The 21357-nt window shown below is 54.9% G+C and carries 22 protein-coding genes and 1 pseudogene; 3 read left to right on the forward strand and 20 right to left on the reverse strand.

What is annotated here, in order from left to right:
• The first annotated feature begins 616 nt into the window (after positions 1–616).
• Entirely contained in the window at positions 617–940 is a 324-nt protein-coding gene (locus M0R70_14750) for a DUF4258 domain-containing protein (protein ID MCK9420627.1), read from the forward strand.
• The gene (locus M0R70_14755; protein MCK9420628.1) at positions 937–1152 is read left to right on the forward strand and encodes a hypothetical protein; all 216 of its coding nucleotides are present in this window, start codon (positions 937–939) and stop codon (positions 1150–1152) included. The genes M0R70_14750 and M0R70_14755 overlap by 4 nt, the downstream gene beginning before the upstream one ends.
• A gap of 110 nt (positions 1153–1262) precedes the next feature.
• On the opposite strand, the gene M0R70_14760 is transcribed toward M0R70_14755, so the two are convergent.
• From M0R70_14760 to sbtA, 14 genes and pseudogenes are all read right to left on the reverse strand, one after another.
• Positions 1263–2792: a 2-isopropylmalate synthase gene (locus M0R70_14760; GenBank protein MCK9420629.1), complete on the reverse strand. Its 1530-nt coding sequence runs from the start codon at positions 2790–2792 to the stop codon at positions 1263–1265.
• A gap of 366 nt (positions 2793–3158) precedes the next feature.
• Positions 3159–3908 carry a CDP-diacylglycerol--serine O-phosphatidyltransferase gene (pssA, locus tag M0R70_14765; GenBank protein ID MCK9420630.1) on the reverse strand — a complete coding sequence of 250 codons (750 nt, stop codon included), beginning with the start codon at positions 3906–3908 and terminating at the stop codon, positions 3159–3161.
• On the reverse strand, positions 3905–4546 hold the full coding sequence (locus tag M0R70_14770) for a phosphatidylserine decarboxylase family protein (protein MCK9420631.1): 642 nt from the start codon (positions 4544–4546) through the stop codon (positions 3905–3907). The genes pssA and M0R70_14770 overlap by 4 nt, the downstream gene beginning before the upstream one ends.
• A gap of 122 nt (positions 4547–4668) precedes the next feature.
• Positions 4669–5685, reverse strand: coding sequence for a ketol-acid reductoisomerase (ilvC, locus tag M0R70_14775; protein MCK9420632.1), 1017 nt, complete (start codon positions 5683–5685; stop codon positions 4669–4671).
• 97 nt (positions 5686–5782) lie between these two features.
• Positions 5783–6472 carry a YajG family lipoprotein gene (locus M0R70_14780; protein MCK9420633.1) on the reverse strand — a complete coding sequence of 230 codons (690 nt, stop codon included), beginning with the start codon at positions 6470–6472 and terminating at the stop codon, positions 5783–5785.
• 13 nt (positions 6473–6485) lie between these two features.
• Positions 6486–6959 carry an acetolactate synthase small subunit gene (ilvN, locus tag M0R70_14785; GenBank protein MCK9420634.1) on the reverse strand — a complete coding sequence of 158 codons (474 nt, stop codon included), beginning with the start codon at positions 6957–6959 and terminating at the stop codon, positions 6486–6488.
• A 57-nt stretch (positions 6960–7016) separates the two neighbouring features.
• Entirely contained in the window at positions 7017–8756 is a 1740-nt protein-coding gene (ilvB, locus tag M0R70_14790) for a biosynthetic-type acetolactate synthase large subunit (GenBank protein ID MCK9420635.1), read from the reverse strand.
• A gap of 257 nt (positions 8757–9013) precedes the next feature.
• The gene (ilvD, locus tag M0R70_14795) at positions 9014–10663 is read right to left on the reverse strand and encodes a dihydroxy-acid dehydratase (protein MCK9420636.1); all 1650 of its coding nucleotides are present in this window, start codon (positions 10661–10663) and stop codon (positions 9014–9016) included.
• Positions 10664–10827: 164 nt separating this feature from the next.
• On the reverse strand, positions 10828–11067 hold the full coding sequence (locus tag M0R70_14800) for a DUF465 domain-containing protein (protein ID MCK9420637.1): 240 nt from the start codon (positions 11065–11067) through the stop codon (positions 10828–10830).
• Positions 11068–11197: 130 nt separating this feature from the next.
• Complete coding sequence (gene rimI, locus M0R70_14805) at positions 11198–11671, reverse strand: ribosomal protein S18-alanine N-acetyltransferase (protein ID MCK9420638.1); 474 nt, start codon at positions 11669–11671, stop codon at positions 11198–11200.
• Between the two features lie 219 nt (positions 11672–11890).
• Complete coding sequence (tsaB, locus tag M0R70_14810) at positions 11891–12583, reverse strand: tRNA (adenosine(37)-N6)-threonylcarbamoyltransferase complex dimerization subunit type 1 TsaB (GenBank protein ID MCK9420639.1); 693 nt, start codon at positions 12581–12583, stop codon at positions 11891–11893.
• A 211-nt stretch (positions 12584–12794) separates the two neighbouring features.
• The gene (locus M0R70_14815; protein ID MCK9420640.1) at positions 12795–14249 is read right to left on the reverse strand and encodes an FGGY family carbohydrate kinase; all 1455 of its coding nucleotides are present in this window, start codon (positions 14247–14249) and stop codon (positions 12795–12797) included.
• A 19-nt stretch (positions 14250–14268) separates the two neighbouring features.
• Positions 14269–15882, reverse strand: a complete 1614-nt coding sequence (sbtM, locus tag M0R70_14820) for a thio(seleno)oxazole modification radical SAM maturase SbtM (protein ID MCK9420641.1) — start codon at positions 15880–15882, stop codon at positions 14269–14271.
• Between the two features lie 375 nt (positions 15883–16257).
• Positions 16258–16329 (reverse strand): annotated as a pseudogene (gene sbtA / locus M0R70_14825) (SbtA family thio(seleno)oxazole RiPP natural product precursor).
• 489 nt (positions 16330–16818) lie between these two features.
• Here sbtA and M0R70_14830 point away from each other — a divergent pair.
• Entirely contained in the window at positions 16819–17304 is a 486-nt protein-coding gene (locus M0R70_14830; GenBank protein MCK9420642.1) for a DsrE family protein, read from the forward strand.
• Positions 17305–17490: 186 nt separating this feature from the next.
• Here M0R70_14830 and M0R70_14835 read toward each other — a convergent pair whose 3' ends face one another.
• The 6 genes from M0R70_14835 to M0R70_14860 form a co-directional block, all read right to left on the reverse strand.
• Entirely contained in the window at positions 17491–17883 is a 393-nt protein-coding gene (locus M0R70_14835; GenBank protein MCK9420643.1) for a hypothetical protein, read from the reverse strand.
• 75 nt (positions 17884–17958) lie between these two features.
• Entirely contained in the window at positions 17959–18333 is a 375-nt protein-coding gene (locus M0R70_14840) for a hypothetical protein (protein ID MCK9420644.1), read from the reverse strand.
• A gap of 49 nt (positions 18334–18382) precedes the next feature.
• Entirely contained in the window at positions 18383–18751 is a 369-nt protein-coding gene (locus tag M0R70_14845; protein MCK9420645.1) for a hypothetical protein, read from the reverse strand.
• A gap of 36 nt (positions 18752–18787) precedes the next feature.
• The gene (locus M0R70_14850; protein MCK9420646.1) at positions 18788–19129 is read right to left on the reverse strand and encodes a hypothetical protein; all 342 of its coding nucleotides are present in this window, start codon (positions 19127–19129) and stop codon (positions 18788–18790) included.
• A gap of 359 nt (positions 19130–19488) precedes the next feature.
• Positions 19489–20358: an alpha/beta fold hydrolase gene (locus M0R70_14855; GenBank protein MCK9420647.1), complete on the reverse strand. Its 870-nt coding sequence runs from the start codon at positions 20356–20358 to the stop codon at positions 19489–19491.
• A gap of 71 nt (positions 20359–20429) precedes the next feature.
• On the reverse strand, positions 20430–20714 hold the full coding sequence (locus M0R70_14860) for an acylphosphatase (protein MCK9420648.1): 285 nt from the start codon (positions 20712–20714) through the stop codon (positions 20430–20432).
• Positions 20715–21357: the final 643 nt, after the last annotated feature.

Raw genomic sequence — 21357 nt, forward strand, 5'->3', positions numbered from 1 at the left:
TAGATCTAATCCAGTGTACAATTTCATACAGCACCTCCAAGGTTAGATTGGACTCTTTCCTTGAAGCATACCAGAGTGCCGATGCGCTCTGGTATGCTGAGGTGCCTTCATATGATTATCAGGTCTACTTTCTTGTCATTCCCCTACCCCGCCACCTTATGTGCTTCCACGCGCAGCTGTACCCGTTCAATGGGCGTTCTTAGTTTACGTGTAATAGCCATGGAACCATTTCACTTCTTTTTTTATTTTGTCAGTTTATAATGCCACCCAATGTCATCACAATAGCACAACAGTGTTTTATTCTCAAGCGCGTTTTATTCATTTTCTCATGAGCAGAAGCACAGACCTCTCCGGTCTTCAAAACAAAAAGGCCCCACAAAGGGGGCCTTTCATAATTATTCATCTATTCGATAGCGACGATCCGCGAAAACCGGCTTAACTGCTCTTCGGCCTTCCCTTCTTCCAATACTCCAGTTTGTTCAGCGCATTCACATAAGCCTTGGCGTAAAATAACGGGCTGGCTAAAGAAATGCCTTGAAATAGGCTTCATAATGGTTATAATAACAACAGGTTTAGGAATTCATGTTGCATATTTCCGAGATGAAGGTCATCGCCGATGAGTGAATCATTTCTGCGGATACTGTCTCTTATTCAAGATGGCGATGTAAAAATATCAGACCATGGGTATGATGAACTGGCGGCTGACAATATCTTCGTCAGAGATGTCATGGCAACGGTCGCCGATGCGGTCATGGTAGAGGATTACCCGAACTATCCAAAAGGGCCTTCCGTACTTGTCTTGCAGAAAGACCGGGAAGGGCGCGCAATACATGTGGTATGGGGCATTCCCAGAGGAGCATCATCGCCGGCAGTCCTTGTTACCGCGTACAGGCCGGCTGCGGAGCGATGGACTGATGACTTTTTAAGGAGAATAAAATGACGACAAAACATTACACGAAACTCGTGCATGAGCGGGAGTACGTAGCGGAAGTGGATGTGGACTTGATTTATTCGGATGACGGGTGGTCGCCTTATCTTTCCGTGGAAGACGCCTATAAGCTGGATGACGTTCGCGAAGCTCTTCGTAAAGGTGATTTAAAGACAGCGTCCCGTTTGGCGAAGATCTATACTCTGACCCCGCTCTCCGCTTGAGTATTACCTTTTGTTTATCACTTCTTGCGGTATTCCTTCAATGTATCGGGCGAGAAGGAAAGGGTATTACCACACGTTAACGCTCCGGCAATAGTCTCCCTGGGTATTACTTAACTGCTCTTCGGTCTTCCCTTCTTCCAATACTCCAGTTTGTTCAGCGCGTTCACATACGCCTTGGCACTCGCCACAATGATGTCGGTGTCGGCGCCGTGGCCCGCGACCTTCTTGCCCGCTTCCTCCACCTTCACGGTCACCTCTCCGAGGGCGTCCGTTCCGCCGGTAATTCCCTTCACCAGATACGCATCAAGTTTGCTTTTCGTTCCCGTCATATGAGCGATCGTCCGGTACACCGCGTCGACTGGTCCATCGCCGGTGCCTGTCTGTTTCACCGTTGCACCGTTCACCTGCATCTCAACGGTCGCGGATGGCTTGACGTCCGTGCCGCTCTGTGCGCTCAGATGCAGGAGCACGTACACTTCATGGATCTGCTGCATCTCATCGGAGACAATTGCCTCAAGGTCCTCATCGAACACCTCCTTTTTCTGGTCCGCAAGGTGTTTGAACCGCTCGAATGCCTTGTTCAGGTCGTCTTCGGAAAAGTCATATCCCATCTGCTTCAGCCGGTCGCGGAAGGCATGCCTGCCGGAGTGCTTGCCGAGCACGAGGTTCGTCTTGACCAGTCCGATCGATTCCGGGCGCATGATCTCGTAGGTGGACCGCTCTTTCAAAAGCCCGTCCTGATGGATGCCGGACTCGTGCGCAAAAGCGTTCGCGCCCACGATCGCCTTGTTCGGCTGCACCGGAATGCCGGTGATCTTGGTCACCAGCCTGCTCGTACGCATGATCTCTTCCGAGTTGACCCGTGAGTCCGCATTAAAAAAGTCTTTCCTCGTGCGGAGCGCCATCACCACCTCTTCCATGGAACAGTTGCCGGCGCGCTCGCCGATTCCGTTCACCGTGCACTCAACCTGCTCTGCGCCGTTCAGGATGGCCGACAGCACGTTCGCGACCGCAAGACCCAGGTCATTATGGCAGTGGACTGAAATGACGGCCTTATCGATGTTCCGAACCTTGTCTTTGATACCCTTGATCAATGCGCCGAACTCCCCGGGCGTTGTATAGCCGACCGTATCGGGGATATTCACCGTTGTCGCTCCCGCCTCGATCACGGCCTCAACGACCTCGTGAAGGTAGGCAATGTCCGTCCGCGTGGCGTCCATGGGAGAGAACTCGACGTCGTCCACGTATGACCGCGCGTGTTTGACCATCTCCACGGAGCGCTTCAGCGCTTCCTCGCGTGAGATCCGGACTTGATGCTTCAGGTGAATATCGGACGTTGAGTGGAAGGTATGGATGCGTCGTTTCGGTGTGTCCTTCAGCGCCTCCCAGGCGCGGTCGATGTCTTCTTTCTTCGCCCGCGCGAGGCTGCAAATCACCGGGCCCTCGACCTCGGCGCCGATCCTCTTGATGGCCTCGAAATCACCGGGAGAACTGATGGCGAACCCCGCCTCGATGATGTCCACCCCGAGCCGGGCAAGCTGCTTCGCCAGGGTGATCTTTTCCTCAACGTTCATGCTCGCTCCCGGGGACTGTTCGCCGTCACGAAGCGTGGTATCGAATATTCTGATGATCTTGCTCATAATGGGCACCTCTGCTTCATGCGCTCGCGAATCGCGCATGAGTGAAAAGAAAAATATAAATAAAGGGAACTACTCAGGTTGGCCGCAAAAGAACGCAAAGAACTCAAAGAAAAGTCTGAAATTCATGAAAATACGGTCTGTAGCGGCTTTGGTTTATTGCCATCTTTGCTTAAGGGAAACATCATTTTGATCAGGTTAGTCGCCCTTCTTTGCTTTTTCCTTGTGATCTCTGCGTGATTCTCTAAGTGGCCGGTTCATTATTTAGGCCATTCGCGGCTAACAGATTTTGACCTGAGCAGTCACAGAAAGAGATTAAGGCCGCCTTCTTAATCTCTTGCATCCTCACGGTCGAGGTTTCTGGATGGACTAAGAAGTGACGGTTTTCCGTTTTCTGAGCAGTCCATACAGGGCTTCAGCCAGACCGAGCGAAACATAGGCCAAGGAAGCAATAAACAGGACGAGCGCGGGATGATACGCCACCAGCGCCACAAAAGCCGCGATGACGACCAGTATCCCGAAGGGACGCCGCTCCTTCAGATTGGCTTCCTTCAGGCCGTGGTAGGTAATATTGCTCACCATGAGACCGGCAAGCAGGAACGTCATCGCCAACACCCAGTAATCCTTGCCGATCACATCGGCCAGCCGCACCATGTTCCATTGCTCAAGGCTCTCGATGACCTCTTCGTATGCAAGTACGGTGGCGGCGATCATCAGGGCGGCGGCAGGCGTCGGCAGTCCGGTAAAATGTTTTTTCTCCGCGCCGCTCATCTGCACGTTGAACCTTGCGAGCCGGAGCGCCGCGCAGGCGACCAGGAAGAACGCGCCCAGCCAGCCGATCTTGCCAAAGGACGAGAGCGTCCAGGTATACACCAGGACGCCCGGCGCAACACCAAAGGAGATCACGTCCGAGAGCGAGTCTATCTCAATGCCGAAGCGTGTTGCCGTATGCGTCACCCTCGCGACCCACCCGTCCAACACATCAAAGACCGATGCGATCATGATCGCCCATGCGGCCCGCTCGTAATCGGAATTGAGCGAAGCCACAATGGAATAGAACCCCCCGAACATGCTCAGCAGTGTTATAAGATTGGGAAGAATGTAGATCCCTTTTCTCATTTCAGCACCCCGATGATGTCCTGCGCACCCTTGACGCGGTCACCCAGCCTTACCTTGATCTCCGCGTTCTTGGGCAAAAAGATATCCACCCGCGAGCCGAAACGGATCAGGCCGTACCGCTCGCCCGCCTTGATCGTGTCTCCAGGCCTTGCATAGCAGACAATGCGCCTCGCGATGAGTCCGGCGATCTGCTTCACCAGAATCTTGTCCTTCCCGGAATCAATGACCATCGCGGTCTGTTCGTTATCAAGGGACGCCTTGTCCACGGACGCGACATGAAATTTGCCGGGGTTATACTTGACGACCTCGATCTCGCCGCCGACCGGCGCACGATTCACATGCACGTTGAACACGGAGAGAAAAATGCTGATCTGCTTCACTTCCTGCTTCAGGTACGTGGGCTCGTAGATGTCCTTGATCACGATCACCTTCCCGTCGGCAGGCGAGACTACCAGCCCTTTCCCCTCGGGGATGGCTCGCTCCGGGTCACGGAAGAAGAACACGACAAAGAGCGTGAGGAGGAGCGACACAAGGGCCGTATTCCTCCAGCCCAGGGCGAACAGCAACCCGGTGACGACCGCAAGCGGTATAATGAACGGCCAGCCCTCTGCTGCTATGGGGATACCGTAGTTTTTCATCATGAGCGAAACCTTTTTACCACAGAGGACGCAGAGAATTTCATTTCTATAAAAGAAGGAATCCCCTCTGAGCACTCAGAAATGCTCTCTGTGCTCTCTGTGGTTGCCTTGATGCCTTGTAGTTAATTTTTGCTCTTGTCCACCAGTTTGCCCTTCTTGAGCCAGGGCATCATTTTCCTGAGCCGTCCGCCCACTTCCTCGATGGGGTGCGCCTGGCCTTTTTTCGTGAGCGCATTGAACGTCGGCTTGTTCGCCATGTTCTCGAGCATCCACTCCTTCGCGAACTGGCCCGTCTGGATCTCGGCCAGGATCTTCCTCATTTCCTTCCTGGTCTCTTCGGTAATGATTCGCGGCCCGCGGGTCAGGTCGCCATACTGGGCGGTGTTGCTGACGGAATAGCGCATATTCGAGATGCCCCCCTCATAAATGAGGTCCACGATCAGCTTGAGCTCGTGGAGACATTCGAAATAAGCCATCTCGGGCGCATACCCTGCTTCCACCAGGGTCTCGTACCCTGCCTGGATGAGCGCGGTGGCGCCGCCGCACAGCACTGCCTGTTCTCCAAAGAGGTCGGTCTCCGTCTCTTCGCGGAACGAGGTCTCTATTACCCCCGCCCTGGCGCATCCGATCGCAGAAGCGTACGCGAGCGCGATGTTCCTGGTGTTTTTCGAAGGGTCCTGATGGATTGCGATGAGTCCCGGTACGCCCTCTCCCTTGATGTACTGCGAACGGACCAGATGGCCGGGGCTCTTGGGCGCGACCATGAACACGTTCACGTCCTCGCGCGGCACGATCTGGCCGAAATGGATGTTGAACCCGTGGGCAAAAGCAAGATAGGCGCCCTTCTTGATGTTCCCTTCGATGTCCTTCTTGTACATCCCGCCCTGCAGCTCGTCCGGCACCAGGACCATGATGATATCAGCGATCTTCGCGGCAGCGGCGACCTCAACGACCTTGAGACCGGCGCCCGCCGCCTTATCCCAGGATTTGCTCCCCTTCCGGAGGCCGACGATCACATCAATGCCGCTTTCCTTGAGATTGTTCGAGTGGGCAAAACCCTGGCTGCCGTAGCCGATCACCGCCACCTTCTTGCCCTTGAGCAGCTTCATATTTGCATCTTTGTCATAATAGATCTTCATCCTGTCTCCTTTTCAACAAAGAATAATTATATGCACATAACAAAAAAAGACACACGATGTGCAGTTCCGTGCATCTCACCTCGTCGCAAAATTATGATTACAGGAGCCGCTTTTTCAGTTCGTCATCCTGGAATATCTGGTCAACGGCTGATGACAGCGCCTCGGCAAGCGCGGCTTCCAATCGTTCGCGTGAATAGAGGATCTCCTGGTCAAGCGTGCTGTTCACGTCGATCGTTCTGATTATCTTTTTCTCCAGTCCGTCCCCGACGGTTATCTTTATCTGAACAGAGGCCTTCAAATGCGTTTGCATCGAACTAGGCTTCGATTCCAGCCAAAGCGTCTTGATCTCGCCTCCGAAGAGAAGATCCGCTCCCGCGGCATTCATGCCTTCGGCCGTCAGATCCCAACCAGCAATGTCCTTCACCGCGATCCCGCGTGCAATAAACGCCTTCTTCATGATCGCCGTGGCGGTTTCCGCCACCGTGCCCTGCACCACGAGATCGTTTTGCATGCCGCTCGGGATCGTCCTTTTGCCAAGGACGGACGCGGGCTCTCCGCGGTCATCCCGGAAGGTACTCACGCCAACGGAGATCCGCGACGCTGTTCCCGTTTTTTCCGCGGGCGCCTGATAACCGATCGTGAGAAGGACCGGCCCCTTTTCAGCGCATGCTGCTACAAAGAGAAGTAGGAACATGGCCGCAAACATGACTCGTGCCTTACTGCATAATTTTGTTTTCACTCCGAACTCCGAACGGAGCCTGCCCTCGAGCGAATTAATCGGGGGCATTCCGCATTCCGCGCTATTCACGGGTTATCGCCACCTTGCCCGTGCGTACGATCTCTTTGATGCCGATGGGCCTCAAGAGCTCGATGATCGCCGTGATCTTTTTTTCATCTCCTGTTATCTGGAAGGTATAGCTCTTCTGCGAGGAATCAACAACGCGCGCGCGGAAGATATCGGCGATCCGGAGCGCCTCTGCCCGGTGCTCTGCAGGAGCGTTGACCTTGATAAGGCACATCTCGCGTTCCACGAATTCCTTTTCCGCGAGGTCCGTGACCTTGATGACATCGATCAGCTTGTTGAGCTGTTTGATGATCTGCTCGAGGATGCGCTCATCTCCCACGGTCACGATCGTCATCTGCGAGATCGTGGGATCGAGCGTGGGGCCGATCGAGATGGTCTCAATATTGAACCCCCTGCCGCTGAAGAGCCCCGACACCCGCGACAGGACACCGAATTTGTTTTCCACCAGCACAGAGATAATATGTTTCATATTGTATTGGCCTCGCCTGATTCTCTTTCCGCCTTCACTCCGCACTCCGAACTGAACCTACTTCACCGCTTTCAGCTTCTTCTCTTCCTTTTTCTGTTCTTCCCCGAAGATCATCTCGTTGATGGACGCGCCCGCGGGCACCATGGGGAAAACCTTTTCGTACCGCGCCGTCACAAAGTCCATGAACACCGTCCGCTTGGATTTGAGCGCCTCCTTGAGCACCGGCACAACGTCCACGGGCTTCACCGCGCGCAGGCCGACGGCGCCATAGGCCTCGGCCACCTTCACGAAGTCAGGCGTGCTGCCGAGGTCCACCGAGGAATACCGTTCCTGGTAGAACAATTCCTGCCACTGTCTCACCATGCCGAGGAACCGGTTGTTCAGGATCACCACCTTGACGGGGATGTGGTTCTCCACCGATGTGGCAAGTTCCTGGATGTTCATCTGGATGCCGCCATCGCCGGAGATGCAGAACACTTCTCGATTGGGATTGGCCACTTTGGCGCCGATGGCTGCCGGGAATCCGTACCCCATGGTCCCGAGTCCTCCGGAAGAGAGCCAGTTCCGGGGTCTGTCGAATTTGTAGTACTGCGCGGCCCACATCTGGTGCTGGCCCACATCGGTCACGATGAGAGCATCTCCCTTCGTGACCTCGTAAAGCTTCTCAACCACGAATTGCGGTTTGATGACGTCATCGGCATATTCGTACGTGAGCGGCCGCTCTTCCCGCCAGGCGTCGATCTGCCTGAGCCAGCTCTTGCGGATCTGGTCCCAGGGCTCTTTGATCGTGTGCAGTTCCTTGTTGAGGGCAACCATCACATGTTTCACATCACCCACGATCGGGATATCCACACGCACGTTCTTCCTGATCGAGGTCGGATCAACGTCGATATGGATGATCTTTGCATCAGGAGCAAATCCCTCCACCTTGCCGGTCACCCGGTCGTCGAAGCGCGCGCCGATGGCGACGATGAGGTCGGAATTATGGATCGCCATGTTGGCATAGTACGTGCCGTGCATGCCGAGCATGCCCAGTGAGAGCGGATGCGTGCCGGGGAATCCGCCGATACCCATCAGGGTATGCGTCACCGGAATCTTCGTGATCTCGGCGAACTCGAGGATCTCCGTGGCTGCATTCGAAAGAATAACGCCTCCGCCGATATAGGCCACAGGCTTCTTTGCCTTGGCGATCGCCTCGGCTGCCTGCTTGATCTGCCACTTGTTGCCGATGACGGTGGGGTTGTAGCTCCTGATCTCCACCTTGTCCGGATAGTGGAACTCGGCCTTGTTCGTGACCACGTCCCGCGGCAGGTCAACGAGCACCGGCCCCGGTCGGCCTGTGGACGCGATGTAGAACGCTTCTTTGACGGTCCTGGCGATATCCTTCACGTCCTTTATGAGAAAATTATACTTGGTGCAGGGACGCGTAATGCCGACGATGTCCGCCTCCTGGAACGCGTCGTTGCCGATCAGCGCCGTGGGCACCTGTCCGGTGAACACCACGATCGGGATGGAATCCATGTATGCCGTGGCGAGGGCCGTGACCACGTTCGTGGCGCCCGGTCCGGACGTGACAAGGGCAACCCCGACCTTGCCGGTTGAGCGGGCATACCCGTCGGCCATGTGCACGCCGCCCTGTTCGTGACGCGGCAGGATCATGCGGATGTCCTTTTGACCATAGAGGACGTCAAAGATCTTGAGCACCACACCGCCGGGATAGGCAAAGAGCGTGTCAACCTTCTCCTTCTTCAGACATTCGAGAAATATTTCCGCACCCGTGATCTCTTTGTTGGACATATACCCACCTATCGTTGGGAAATTCCAAATTGCAAATCCCAAATCACAAATAATATCCAATCATCAAATTATGATGCAATCGCAAGAAGTCGTCATACCCGCGAAAGCGGGTATCCAGTGGTCAAGAATATGATTGAAAAGACTGGATTCCCGTTTGCACGGGAATGACGAAATAATCAAGATGTCGACTTTTTACGAGGACATCAAATATCAAATTTCAAACGTTTGAAACGTGGTGCTTGTTATTTGGAGCTTATCTACTTTACGATCGCCCCGGTATTCGCCGAGGTGACGACTTTCGCATACCGTGCAAGCCAGCCACGCGTTATTCGCGGCTCGCGCGGCTTCCACTTCGCCAGCCGCTTTTTTATTTCCGCTTTGGACAGCTTGATCGTCAGCGCGCGGTTCGGGATATCGAGGACGATCCGGTCCCCATTCCGCACAACGGCTATGGGCCCGCCCTCGGCAGCCTCGGGAGAGATGTGCCCGATGCAGGGGCCGCGGGTGCCGCCCGAGAACCTGCCATCGGTCAGCAGAACAACGGATTCTCCAAGCCCCATGCCGGAGATGGCCGAGGTGGGAGAGAGCATCTCGCGCATGCCCGGCCCTCCTTTGGGACCCTCGTAGCGGATCACGAGCACATGGCCGGCCTTGATCTTGTTGTTCAGGATGGCCTTCATGGCATCTTCCTCGGAATCGAACACGATGGCCGTACCTTCGAACTTTTTCATCTTGTCGCTCACCGCGGTCTGTTTGACCACCGACCCGTTTGGGGCGAGGTTGCCGGACAGCACGGCGATGCCGCCTTCTTTGTGATAGGCCTTGTCGAGCGTCCGGATCACATCGGCATTACCGACACGGCCAGCCGCCGCCAGTTCACCAATAGACTTCCCGCTCACGGTAGGTGATTTTTTGAGCACATCCTTGAACCGCGACAACACGCCCGGGATGCCGCCTGCGGCATCGAGGTCCTCCATATACGTAGGACCGCCGGGCAGCATATTGCACAGATGCGGTGTCTTGCGGCTGATTTTGTCAAACATCCCGATCGAGAGTTCGATACCGGCCTCATGCGCGATGGCCGGGATGTGGAGCGTTGTATTCGTAGAACCGCCGAGCGCCATGTCGATCCGGATTGCGTTCTCAAAGGCGTTCTTCGTCATGATCTTCCGGGGGGTGAGATTCTCCGTTACCAGTCCAACGATCCGCTTGCCGCTCTCGAACGCGATCCTGCGCTTCTCGCCTGAGACAGCCAGCGCCGTGGCGCATCCCGGCAGGCTCATGCCGAGCGCTTCGGTAACACAGGCCATGGTGTTCGCGGTGTACATGCCCTGGCACGATCCTGCACCGGGACAGGCGCAGCTCTCCAGCTCAGCGAGGTCCGACCTGGACATCTCGCCCTTTCGCACCTTGCCGACAGCCTCGAAAGCGCTTATCAGATTCACGCGATGACCCCGGTAATTGCCGGAGTGCATGGGCCCTGCGGTTACCACGATCGCGGGAATGTTGAGCCGCGCCGCGGCCATCAGCATGCCGGGCGTTATCTTGTCGCAGTTCGTGAGTAATACCAGCCCGTCAAAGGCATGGGCCATGGCGATCGACTCCACGAGGTCAGCGATCAGTTCGCGGGACGGAAGTGAATAATTCATGCCGGTGTGGCCCATGGCAATGCCGTCGCAGATGCCGGGTATTCCGAAGAAGAGCGGCCACCCGCCGCCGGTGTGCACGCCCTTTTCAATGAACCGCTCGAGGTCGCGCATGCCGATATGCCCGGGGATCAGGTCGGTAAAGCTCGTGGCAACGCCGATCATGGGCTTGGCAAGCTCGTCCCGGGTTATCCCGGTGGCGAATAAAAGAGACCTGTGCGGCGCGCGCTCCAGGCCTTTCTTGATACGGTCGCTCCTCAATGGCAGTCTCCAATAACGGAAATGATTGTAATTTTTAACATATATGGAGGGAAAGAGTCAATAAAAAAATCCCTCTTTACGCTCTCTTGTAAAGAGGGATTCTCATGTCCTCTCGGGATGAATAAACACAAAAGGCAAGGTTTATTTCCCTTGCCTTCACCTTGTCAGGCCCGCCCTACCCTGGTGCGCCTGATTATTTCCATCATTTTATCTTTTGCCGCCAGTTTCAGCTTCTGGATCCTTTTTCTTTCTACCTCTTCCTCAGGAGTGAGGTACCGGTGGACCTCGAACGACATCAAGGAGTCTTCGAGTTTTTTATGTTCCTGCTCCCACTTCTGGTACTCTGAATTCTCTATCCTGAGTTTTGTAACAAGTGCTTCTTCGTTTACCTCCACATCAATCATATTTCGTCCCTCCTTTGGGGTTTAATATCTGCGAGAAGGTCCTGAAAAAGAGCGGTTGTATGTTACACAGGAAAAATATCACACTTGCGGAGAAAAGGCAAGAATGAATAAACAGTGCAAAAACAGAGTGTTATGCTGTTTCCTGTCGCATCATCAGATTTTCGAATGACACCTGCTCCAGGGTCATCATTACAGCGTCTTCCACCGGGGAATCGTAGTACCCCCGCCGCACGGACGTTCCCGTGAACCCGAGGTTTGCGTAAAGCTTCTGGGCCGTTGCGTTCGATACACGGACCTCAAGAAAGGCCCTCGTTGCGCCTTTTTGATAAGCTCGCTTCAGCCCTGCAAGGACCAGCTTTTTCGCTATCCCCTGTCTTCTCCGCTCCGGTGCCGTGGCCAGGTTAAGGATGTGCATCTCGTCCGCGGCAAGCCAGATCACGGTGTACCCGACCACCTTCCTCGACAACGGGTCGTCCGCGAGCGCAACCATGAGGAAGGAAACAAGCGGACTGCGGAATTCGGACAGGAAGAGGTTCCTCGACCAGGGCATGCTGAACGAGGCCCGCTCGATTTCGAGGACCTGGTCGATATCCTCTTTATTCATGACATCTATCTTGATTGCAACCTCCATAAAACTCAAACAGCAACCACAGAGCACACAGAGAAATCTTTAAATCGCAATGGTTAAGGTTTTTTACCAGCCTCTCCCTCTGTGCCCTCTTATTACCAGCTCAGTTTGTTTTTTCCTGTCTTTTAAACCACGAGAACACAGAGACCTTCTCAGTGCCCTCTGTGGTTAAGCTTTTTCATGAAAATCTTGACGCTATTGCGCCTTCTTTTCCCACGCCACCTCTGCCTCGGGCCTTCGGATATACATCGGCGTCAAGTTGTCCGGGTCAGCCTGTTTGCCGCTCCTGATCATGTCGAGGCCGATCTCCGCAACAATGGCCGCGGAGGGAAGGATTGCCGCGCGTGGCGCAAATAAGGCGCGCTCGCCGAACATGCTCACTATCTCCTTGCGAAAAAGATGGGACGCCTCGCCGGTAAAGATCGTCTTCCCGGATATTCGCTCGGAGAGGAGCGAAAGAGAAAGCACTGCCTCGGCCATTCCATGCACCAGCGTGGTCCCTTCGAACCAATACGTCGCCGCATACACCTCGTTCTTGCGCGCGTCGAGCATCGGGCAGACCGGGTACGATGCATAGGGCAGGTTCCACGCGAGCGCCTTGAGCGTCGGCACCGCGGCTATCGGCTTTCCCGAGACGAGAGCGAGTCCCTTGACCGCGGCAAGACCGATCCTGAGGCCGGTGAACGAACCAGGACCGATGGCAACAGCATAGCCATCCATGTCGGCCATGGTGAGGCCCGTGTCCTTGAGCACCCGGTCCACCGTCGACATGAGGCGCTCCGAGTGCGTCACCTCGATGTTCAGGCTGTACTGTGCGACGACACCGTCTTCGGAAATGACCGCGACACTGCCGGTTGTGGTGGATGTTTCGATGCCCAGGATGTACATGAAGGTAACTTACCGAAAAAGCCGGAAGATGTCAAAACAAAACAGCAGAAAACCCTGCCATCGGCGAGTATGCGCGATCTTTTCTTTTCACTCGACGCTCGTCAAGCGACCGATTTTATCCTGCCAAGCATGAAGTGAAATGATACGGATCCGGCGGAATTTCGCTGACTTCGTTATTCACCAAACACGAGGCTTCCGGCTTCTCGGGAGATCATCTCTTTTCCAGCTCCCTTGTCATGCGGTGAAGTTCCTTCCACTGAAGGTACCTTTTCGTCAGACCCGGATTCGTTTCACCGCGCACGATCTCTCCTTGTGCCGTCATTCGCGAAATGTCGTCAGCCGTCCACGCGCCCTGCTGCATGCCTGCGAGGAAGGCGGCGCCGAGCGCCGAGGCCTCCTGCACCGGGTTTATCCTGATTTCCCTGCCGAGGATATCGGTCTGGATCTGGACCAGGTAGCTGAGTGACGATAAACCGCCGGACAGCGTGAACGAATCAGGATTAACGCCGGCCGTCCGCATCACCTCTGCTATATCCTTCATGAAAAAGGCGAAGCCCTCCACCACGGCCCTGACCATGTCGGCGGAAGTGCTTTCCAATTCCAGACCATGGAACGCGCTTGCCATTTCCGCTTCCCAATGCGGCGCCCCGATCCCGTTCAACCCGATGAAGGCTGTCACGTGCGTTGCCGCTTTCCAACAGAGGTCGTCCACCTCGCTGTACTCCTTGAATAGGCCGAGACGGCTCCGGACCCATTCCAGCGCTTCACCCACCGCGTTCACACTTCCTTCGAGCAGGTACTGCTGTTCGCGGTCATTGGAATAATACACGGATGCCATGAGTCCCGGGGCAGGGACAAGCGTTCCGCCCGTGTTCGCCATCAGAAAACCGCCGGTGCCGTAGTTGATCCCGCCGTCACCCTCCTTCAGCACCCCGAGACCGAGCATGGCCGCCTGCTGGTCTCCGAGGCAGGCGAGTAGCGGGATTGCTCCTGCCGCGGTCCGTACGCGCCCATACTCATGGGCAGTAGGCCGTATCTCGGGAAGCCGGATACCCGTGAGTCCGAAGGTCCCGATCAACCCGTCGTCCCAGGAGAGCGTGTGAATGTTCATCAGCTGTGTCCGGGCCGCGTTGGTATGGTCAATCAAGGCCTGTTTGTTCTTGGTGAGCTGCTGCGCCAGGAAGCTGCTGAGCGTGCCGAACACCACCATGGCCTGTTTTCCCTCAGCAAGATTGTCGCGCATCCAGCGGAACTTCGATGCTGAATAGTAGGGTGTGAGCGGGAGCCCTGTTGTCTTGAAGATCATCGGTCCCTGCCCAGCGAGATCACTGACGATGTCCGCTCCGCGCGTATCACGCCAACTGATCAGAGGGGATAATGGTTCACCGGTTGATTCGTTCCAGATAAGGCAGGATGACCGCTGGCACGACAACCCGATGCCGAGGACGGAGACGCCGGAACCCCGGACCTGTTGAATGCATTCGTCCAGCGCCTCCCGGACGAAAACCAGCATCTGCCGGGGGTCCTGCTCGATGCGCAGGCCGTCGCGAAACGGCGGGGGAAGGTCCTTTCGCGTATTGAACAAAAGCTGCCCGGCCGCGCTCAGTACGACAGCCTTGGTCGCGCTGCTTCCCTGGTCTATGCCGATAAAACATCCCTGCGACATGCGATAGGCCTTTCCTCATTCATCCTGACGGAACACGATCGTGCATAAAGCAGAAGGGATCTTTGTCCTCAAAGACATTGAGCCCATGGCTGTTGGTGCTGGCGAGGCATCCGCCGCAGACCGGGCGGATGGGGCATGTTTGGCATGCCGAGGCCCCCGCGCGATAGCGGCGCGCCGGCTCCGCATCGTATATCTCGGCGATGCTCAGTTGATTGATCGTGCCGATGGGCGAGGGAAATTTTCTACATGCGTGTACCTCGCCATCGGCGAGGAGCGTAACAAAGTTGAAGGCAGCGCCGCAGCCGTAGCCCGTGCATCCGCCGAAGGGTTCACGGCCCTGTTCCCGGCGAATGATGTTGATAAGATTGTCCTTGATCCCCATGACAGGATTGGTCCTTGCCGCGTCGAGGTATGATTGGAGAAAGGCGCGGTAATGCCGGGCGTCCGGCAAGGTGAGGTTCGCGCCTTCGCCGACCATGGAGAGACGGTTGAAGTGGAAGGTATCCGCCTTTCCGCGCAGCAGCTCAGCGAGCAACAGCACCTGATCGATGTTCTCACTCGTGAGGGTCAGCATGACCATGGATGATGCCCTGAGTTCTTGTAAAACATCCAGGAACGCCAGTATTCTGTCAAAATGGCCCGGGCCGCGGATACTGTCGTTGTGCTCCCGCAGGCCCTCCAGGCTCACCTGGAAAAAAGCCGGCATCTGGATGGCGATCAGTTCCTCGATCCGCGCGCGTGAAGCAGGGTTGCCGAGGATCGCCGCGGTAAAGCCGCGCTCCGCAGCCGCCCGGTAGATCTCCGTGAACGCCGGGTGGAGGAGCGGGTTGCCGCCGGTGAAGGAAACCGCCCCCGAAACATTCCTGCTCTTGCAGAATGCGCGCAGGTCATCGAGAATGTGCACTGCCTGATCGAGCGTCATCGGCGTGCGGTCGCTCCGGTCATAGCAGTGCTTGCAGTGCAGATCGCAGGCCTGGGTGATATGCCATTGGAGCGTGAAGGACGGCGATGAGAAATACTGTCCGGGAATGCCGTTGTTGCTGTGAAAGACCGCGGGGTCTCGCCGGATACGCGAGGGCGGCGTTAGCACGAGGCCGCCCGCGGATGCGCGGAAGAACGCCCGATCAACGGCCCCTATGGGCAGTTTCCCCGGCTCTGCTACGGTCTCCGGCGATATTCCCTCCACGATCATTTTGAGAACAAGAAGGTCTTCGTCCGTAGCAGGCCGGGCAATCACGCGGCCGGCACGCGGATGGTAAAATACAAGGATCCGCTCATTCAATCGCTGCGGAAGTATGGTCGAACAGTTCTGGTCCGGATCGAGGAACGTCGTCAGGTTCTTCCAGGACAACTCGATGATCTGGATGGTGGGATTGACGCGGGGCCGGTCAACCTCGTTTGGGATCGATCCTTTCTTTTCCGATGCGGAGAAGGTCGTTTCCTCGAGACGGGCGAGATCGGGCAGAAATTTTGGTATCGAGCGGCTGTTTTTCCGTGGCAAAGCGGTAGAGAGGGAATGCGAAGCAATCGCGATGGCCCATTGTTTGGAGAAGCATTCCCATGCTTCTTCGCCCACAACAGACCGGCATGCACGATAGAGGTTGTCATTGTTCTTGTTTGTCACACGTTTCATGGCATCTGGAAAACAGGATCCCGGTAATGCATGAGCGTCTCCAGTCATCACCACCGGGATCGCAATTCGTCACGTTCGTATTTAGCATATTGATGCATGTGAGTGTGCCGGAAGATCGCGCCTCCCGGCGGTTTTCCAAAACGATTGATAGTGCAAACTGCACTATTTACTGCCGCTTCAGCTGCCAGACGGAGCTGGCTGAGCCGGCTTGTGTTTTGAGCCGCTTCAGCTGCCTGTCGGGGTCGGTGCGGAAGCCGGATCAGTTTTTGTTCCGCTACAGCTGCTTTGCGTTGAGGTCTCTTCAGTGGTAACGCCTGTACCACTTTTCATGCCGCCTCAACTGCTCCCCGCGGCGCCGGCAGTGGTGCCGAGTGTAAGTCCGGCGCCGGCGACCAAACCGGCAATTCCGAACCCCGCCAGGAACTTCTTTAGATCCTTAGTGTCCATGGTTCACCCCCTTTCTGCGTTGTGTTTTCGTAGCAGGCTGTTGAAAAAGTCTTTTTGTGGTTCGACAGGCTCACCACGAACGGATAAATACGAATAAATTCAATACACGCTCCGTTCGCCCTGAGCCCTGAGCTTGCCGAAGGGTCGAAGGGTAAACTAAGTGTTTTTCAACAACCTGTTAGAGATAGTATCGGTGCAGGGACCAGCGCAGACAATGTCGCGATGTTTGAGCGTATCTCCTTGGTATGATTATACTTGTTAACAGGAATTCCGTGTGTTGTATTATAGGACGAACAGAATCTTTTATCGAAAATGATACATAAATTCTATACACCCGATAGGACATTGTCAAGGACGGCAGATAATTTATAAAGGACCTATTGATTGCGAGGATTCATATGCCATTGGTGAGTCGGGATCGTGGACCTCAGCGGGAACGGATGAGAGAGAACAGTACTATACTATTTTTAAAAACCCCCGGAGGTGTGTATGAAGAAGAGTGTTCTGGTTGTAGCATGTATGCTGCTGATTATTGCCAATGCATTTGGCGCTCAGACAGTAAAGATGAAGTCACTGACAGGGCTTAAGCAGGTCAAATTCGTTGTTGATGTCAACGTAGGTGATGCAAAATCGCTTCTGAAGCGGATGGAGCTCCTTGACAGGACGTACCGGCAGCTGATTGCGGCAGGGATGAAACCGGTCGTTGTTGTGGCCTTTCGCGCCAAAGCCAGTTTCTTCATTACAAAAGGGGATGGATATGTCGCCCCGGAGGAGAAGGACGCCAAGCTCGAAATGAAAGCATGGATAGAACGGTTCAAGCAGGCCGGGTTCACCATTGAGCAGTGCGCCATAGCAGCGGAGATGCTTGGAATTGAGGTGAAGGATTTTCTTCCCCAGGTGGAGATCGTGGAAAACGGCTACGTCTCGTTGATCGGATATCAGCAGCAGGGGTATGCATTTCTTCCCATGGACTGATCCGTCATTGTCATGATGGGGTCCGGTTGCCCCTGAGAGGTAAAGGTTATTTCACCACGAAGACACAAAGAAAACACGAAGAATTAAGCGGTAAATCTCCGCATGAATTTCTTCGTGCCTTGGTACGGCCCTATTCTTGGCCATTGCGGCATATTTGGTTCCGGCCTGCCGCGTCTTTAGTCCGGTTTAGGTCCTCTTATCGGAATCGTCCGCCTTGGACTTTTTCGTCTTTCTGCGGCCGGCAAAATACGCCCGCACCGGGCTCCATCCGCCGGTTGTCATTGCTCCGATCCCCCGCCCGATCGGCTCCGCCATGCCCTGGGCAAACAGGACCGGCACCATCGCGAGGTACGAGAGGAAGTAGAACGGGGCCATTGCCGCGTTTTTGGCAAGCTGGAGCCTCGTCACCTTGTCCTGGGCCTTTATGAATCTCACATCCTCCGCGACCGACTCCCGCAATCCCTCGAACGGTCTGGCTTTCAGCACCTCACTGAAGATGATAAAGCCGACCATGGAAAGAAGCGCAATCCCATACTGGACCGCATTTACATTGCTGATAAAATCGAAAAGTGTATGCATACAAGTTCTCCCTGTCTGAATTTATTTTATAGTTTCACAACCAACGAGAGATCTCACTGCCCTGCGCAAGATCCGCTATTGCTTGTTCTTCTCATCATCAGAAGGGGTCGTGTTCCTTTTTTTCTTCAAATTCTTTCCGGCCATGTATGCCGCGGTGGGCGCATAGCTGAATGAGCCGGACTTGCTGAACAGCTCTTTAAGGAGCAGGTATGAGGCATATCCGACCCCGATCAGCGCACCGGTCAGCGCGATGACCCAGGCAAGGACCGCTATCCCCAGGCCGTACGGGAAGACGACCGAGAGTGCGAGCGCGAAGAAAATAAGGACAATGATCGGCTTCTGTCCCGAGAGCAGCCCTTTCTTGTGCGGCTGCGTCCCCTCTTCCGGCAGTTTGTGGTTCTCAGAGAGTGTCGTTGCGTCTGTTGCCATCTGTTGACTGTTCGTAAGCATGATATGATCCTCCTTTAAGGTTGAATTATTATGTACATCCTGATTTGAATCACTTGTTTCCCGTTTTCTTGAACCCATGAAAATGCGCCCGGGTTGGATGCCAGTTGAAAAACGCGTTGCTGCCCTGGCTCCTGCCGCTGACCTTGACGCCTGTTATGGCGACTTCGGCCAGCGTGTTGATGAGAGGGACCAGCCATGAGATGAGGAATACCCCGATCCCGAAGAGCGGGAGGAAGGTCACGAACATCATTCCCATGACCGGTGCCATGACCAGGAGACTGAATGGTGACATCCTCATGTAGCTTGTACTTTCATCTCCCGGAAGGATGCCGTCCTCGTTCATCGTGATCCTCCGGCCGTCCGTGGGATTCCAGTACAAGCCCCTTTCCACCATTGTTCCACCCTTATCGATGATCATTTTGCTGCCTCCTCCTGGTTTCCAGTGCTCAGGTCCTTATGACTTCCCGCCAGTAACCGACTTCTTCGTCCGCTTTCCGGCCAGATACGCTGCCGCGGGTGAGTATGCAAATGAACCTGTTTTGCTGATCAGTTCTTTCAGGAGAAGGTAGGTTGCGAACCCGGCTCCCAAAAGCGCTCCTGCCAGGGCGATCACCCATGCAAAAACCGCCACCCCGATGCCGTAGGGTAATACGACCGACAGTGCGAGCACGACAAGAGTCAGAGTAGCGACCGGTATCGGTCCCGACAGCAGCCCCCTCTTGCTGTTCCCCTGGAGCTGCATGCTTTGCAGTCCGTTTCCGATTGTAGCTTCCATCTTCGCAGTGTAGGTATCCATAGTGTGATCCTCCTTTATTATATTTGTTGATTGTAAGGTAACAGATTATAAAGAGAAAGTGAATAGGAAGGGGTTCTGATATTGACGGGTAATTGTTCCTATATAGTGACCTGAAGTATCCCAGTTTATATGCACAGAGGGAGAAATCTTTTCGTAAGCTAAGATTATTGTCTAAACAAGAGCCATACGGGAAAGCAATAATTTGCTAACTAATTGATAAATAACTAGATATGTAGAAGGCAGGGAGGTGATTCAGTTCGGAGTGAGGAGTTTGGAGTTAGGATCATTCGACTGTTGCTCATGACGGTGAATATGATTCGGACCAGTTCAGAGTACACGGTGCAGAGTCCCGCCAATATTCATTTCAGATTTCTATCAAAAAATCCACCCACCTTTTCTTCATACTCGCTCCCCGCTGCGGCAAGCGTGCCGCCATGGTCCGACACAGGAATTATCCAGAGCTCTTTCGGCTCACCCGCAGCAGCAAATAGTTTTTTTCCATTGTCCGCGGGGATAAGTCTGTCCCCTTCTCCCGCGATGATCAGGACCGGCTTCGGGGCTATTGTCGCGATCACCTTGACGGGAGCGATTGAATCCACCCGCGTCTGAAAATAAAGCTCATACCCGAGAACGGCGAGTTGCAGAAAAGGAAATGAGGGCAGGTGATAGAACCCGGTGATCGCGTCCTTGGCCTGATCGCGCAGGCTCGTGAAGGCGCTGTCAGCGACGATCGCGGAAAACGCGCCTGTTTTCGCCGCGGCGAGGATCGCGGATGAACCGCCCAGGGAAAAGCCGTAAATGCCGATGCGACCGGGAGCAATCTCATGCCGTGTCTTGAGAAATTCGAGTGCAGCGATGATGTCCTTTTGTTCATGATAGCCGAGCGATGTTCTCCGGCCGCTGCTTTCCCCGTGGGCACGGAAATCGAACAGAAGAACAAAGTGGCCCCGTTGTGCAAGCGAAACCGCAAGCTCGGTGAAATCCGACCGGTTGGCGCCCACACCATGGCAGATGATGATGGCAGGGGATTTCGTTCCAGGATGCGAGGGTTTAACCAGCCAGCCTTTTAAAACAATGCCGTCCGCGCTGATAAACGAGACGTCTTCGTAGTCAGCTTTGAATTCGGATGGCGGTATATGGAGCGGATACTTCGGAGGATGGGTATTGGCATACACCAGGATGAATGACAGCGCGACGATGAGGATAATGATGCCGATAAGAATGTTCATGGCGGTTTTCATGATTTCAGTTTATGTTTCTCTTGCCTCTTGCCCCTGAACCTTGAACCCTTTTTGAACATCTACCTGCCATAGCGGATGTCGAAATGTTTATATTCTTCTTTGTACCGCTCCCAGAAAATGTCCACCTTGCTCACCTGCGCTCCCGACGGCCCGCGGTGGCACCAGCCGACGATCTCCTCAACCTTCTTCTTTTCCCCTTCGAACAAGGCCTCCACACTTCCGTCCGGAAGGTTCATGACCCATCCCCCCACGCCGATGCGAATCGCCTCATCCTTCGTACTCTGGCGAAACCAGACCCCCTGTACGAAACCGTGAACGATCACTCGCGCGCGAAGATGCTCCATACGGTCAAACTCCAGTAGAAATAAACCGGATGCACAACTATACCATACAACTGGTATGAATCTAAAACCAGATTCCCGATGAAACCTTCGGGAATGACGGCTATTTTATTGTCATCCCCGAGCGATACTATCGGGGATATGGTTTACGTTGTTGTATGGCTTGAGTTATGGGGATAAACCCATTGCGGTTTGATCATCAATGCTTATGTATGATTGACGCGTGATAATTTGTTTATTTTCGCCTACCTTCTCGGCCCCCTCTTGCCGGCCCCTTGCCCCGATCCTGTGGATCGCGGTCTGTTCCCGCGTGTTGGTCCCTTGCCTGTGTGGGTACTTTTGTTCGGTCGGGGACCGGAAGCCGGCCTTTGTCCCGCTTGCCGTCCCTCATACCCGCTCCCTTTACTTCTCGAACCGCTTCTCCCGCTACCGCTGTCGGGCCAGGACCGCGGGGCCGGTTTTCGCCTGGTATCCGGCCTTCCCGAGACTGCCCCTGTTGCGGACCTGCCAATGCCTGTTCTCATTGCCGGGCGGCTCGTGGCAGATCTTGATGAAGGGCGGGCACTGCTGTCTTTTCGCGGCCCATAACCCGGAACTGCACCCGGCCCCCTGCTTTCTGGAACACTCCTTCTCGTACTGGGCCAGG

This window comes from Nitrospirota bacterium, assembly GCA_023229435.1.
Taxonomy (GTDB): Bacteria; Nitrospirota; UBA9217; order UBA9217; family UBA9217; genus JALNZF01.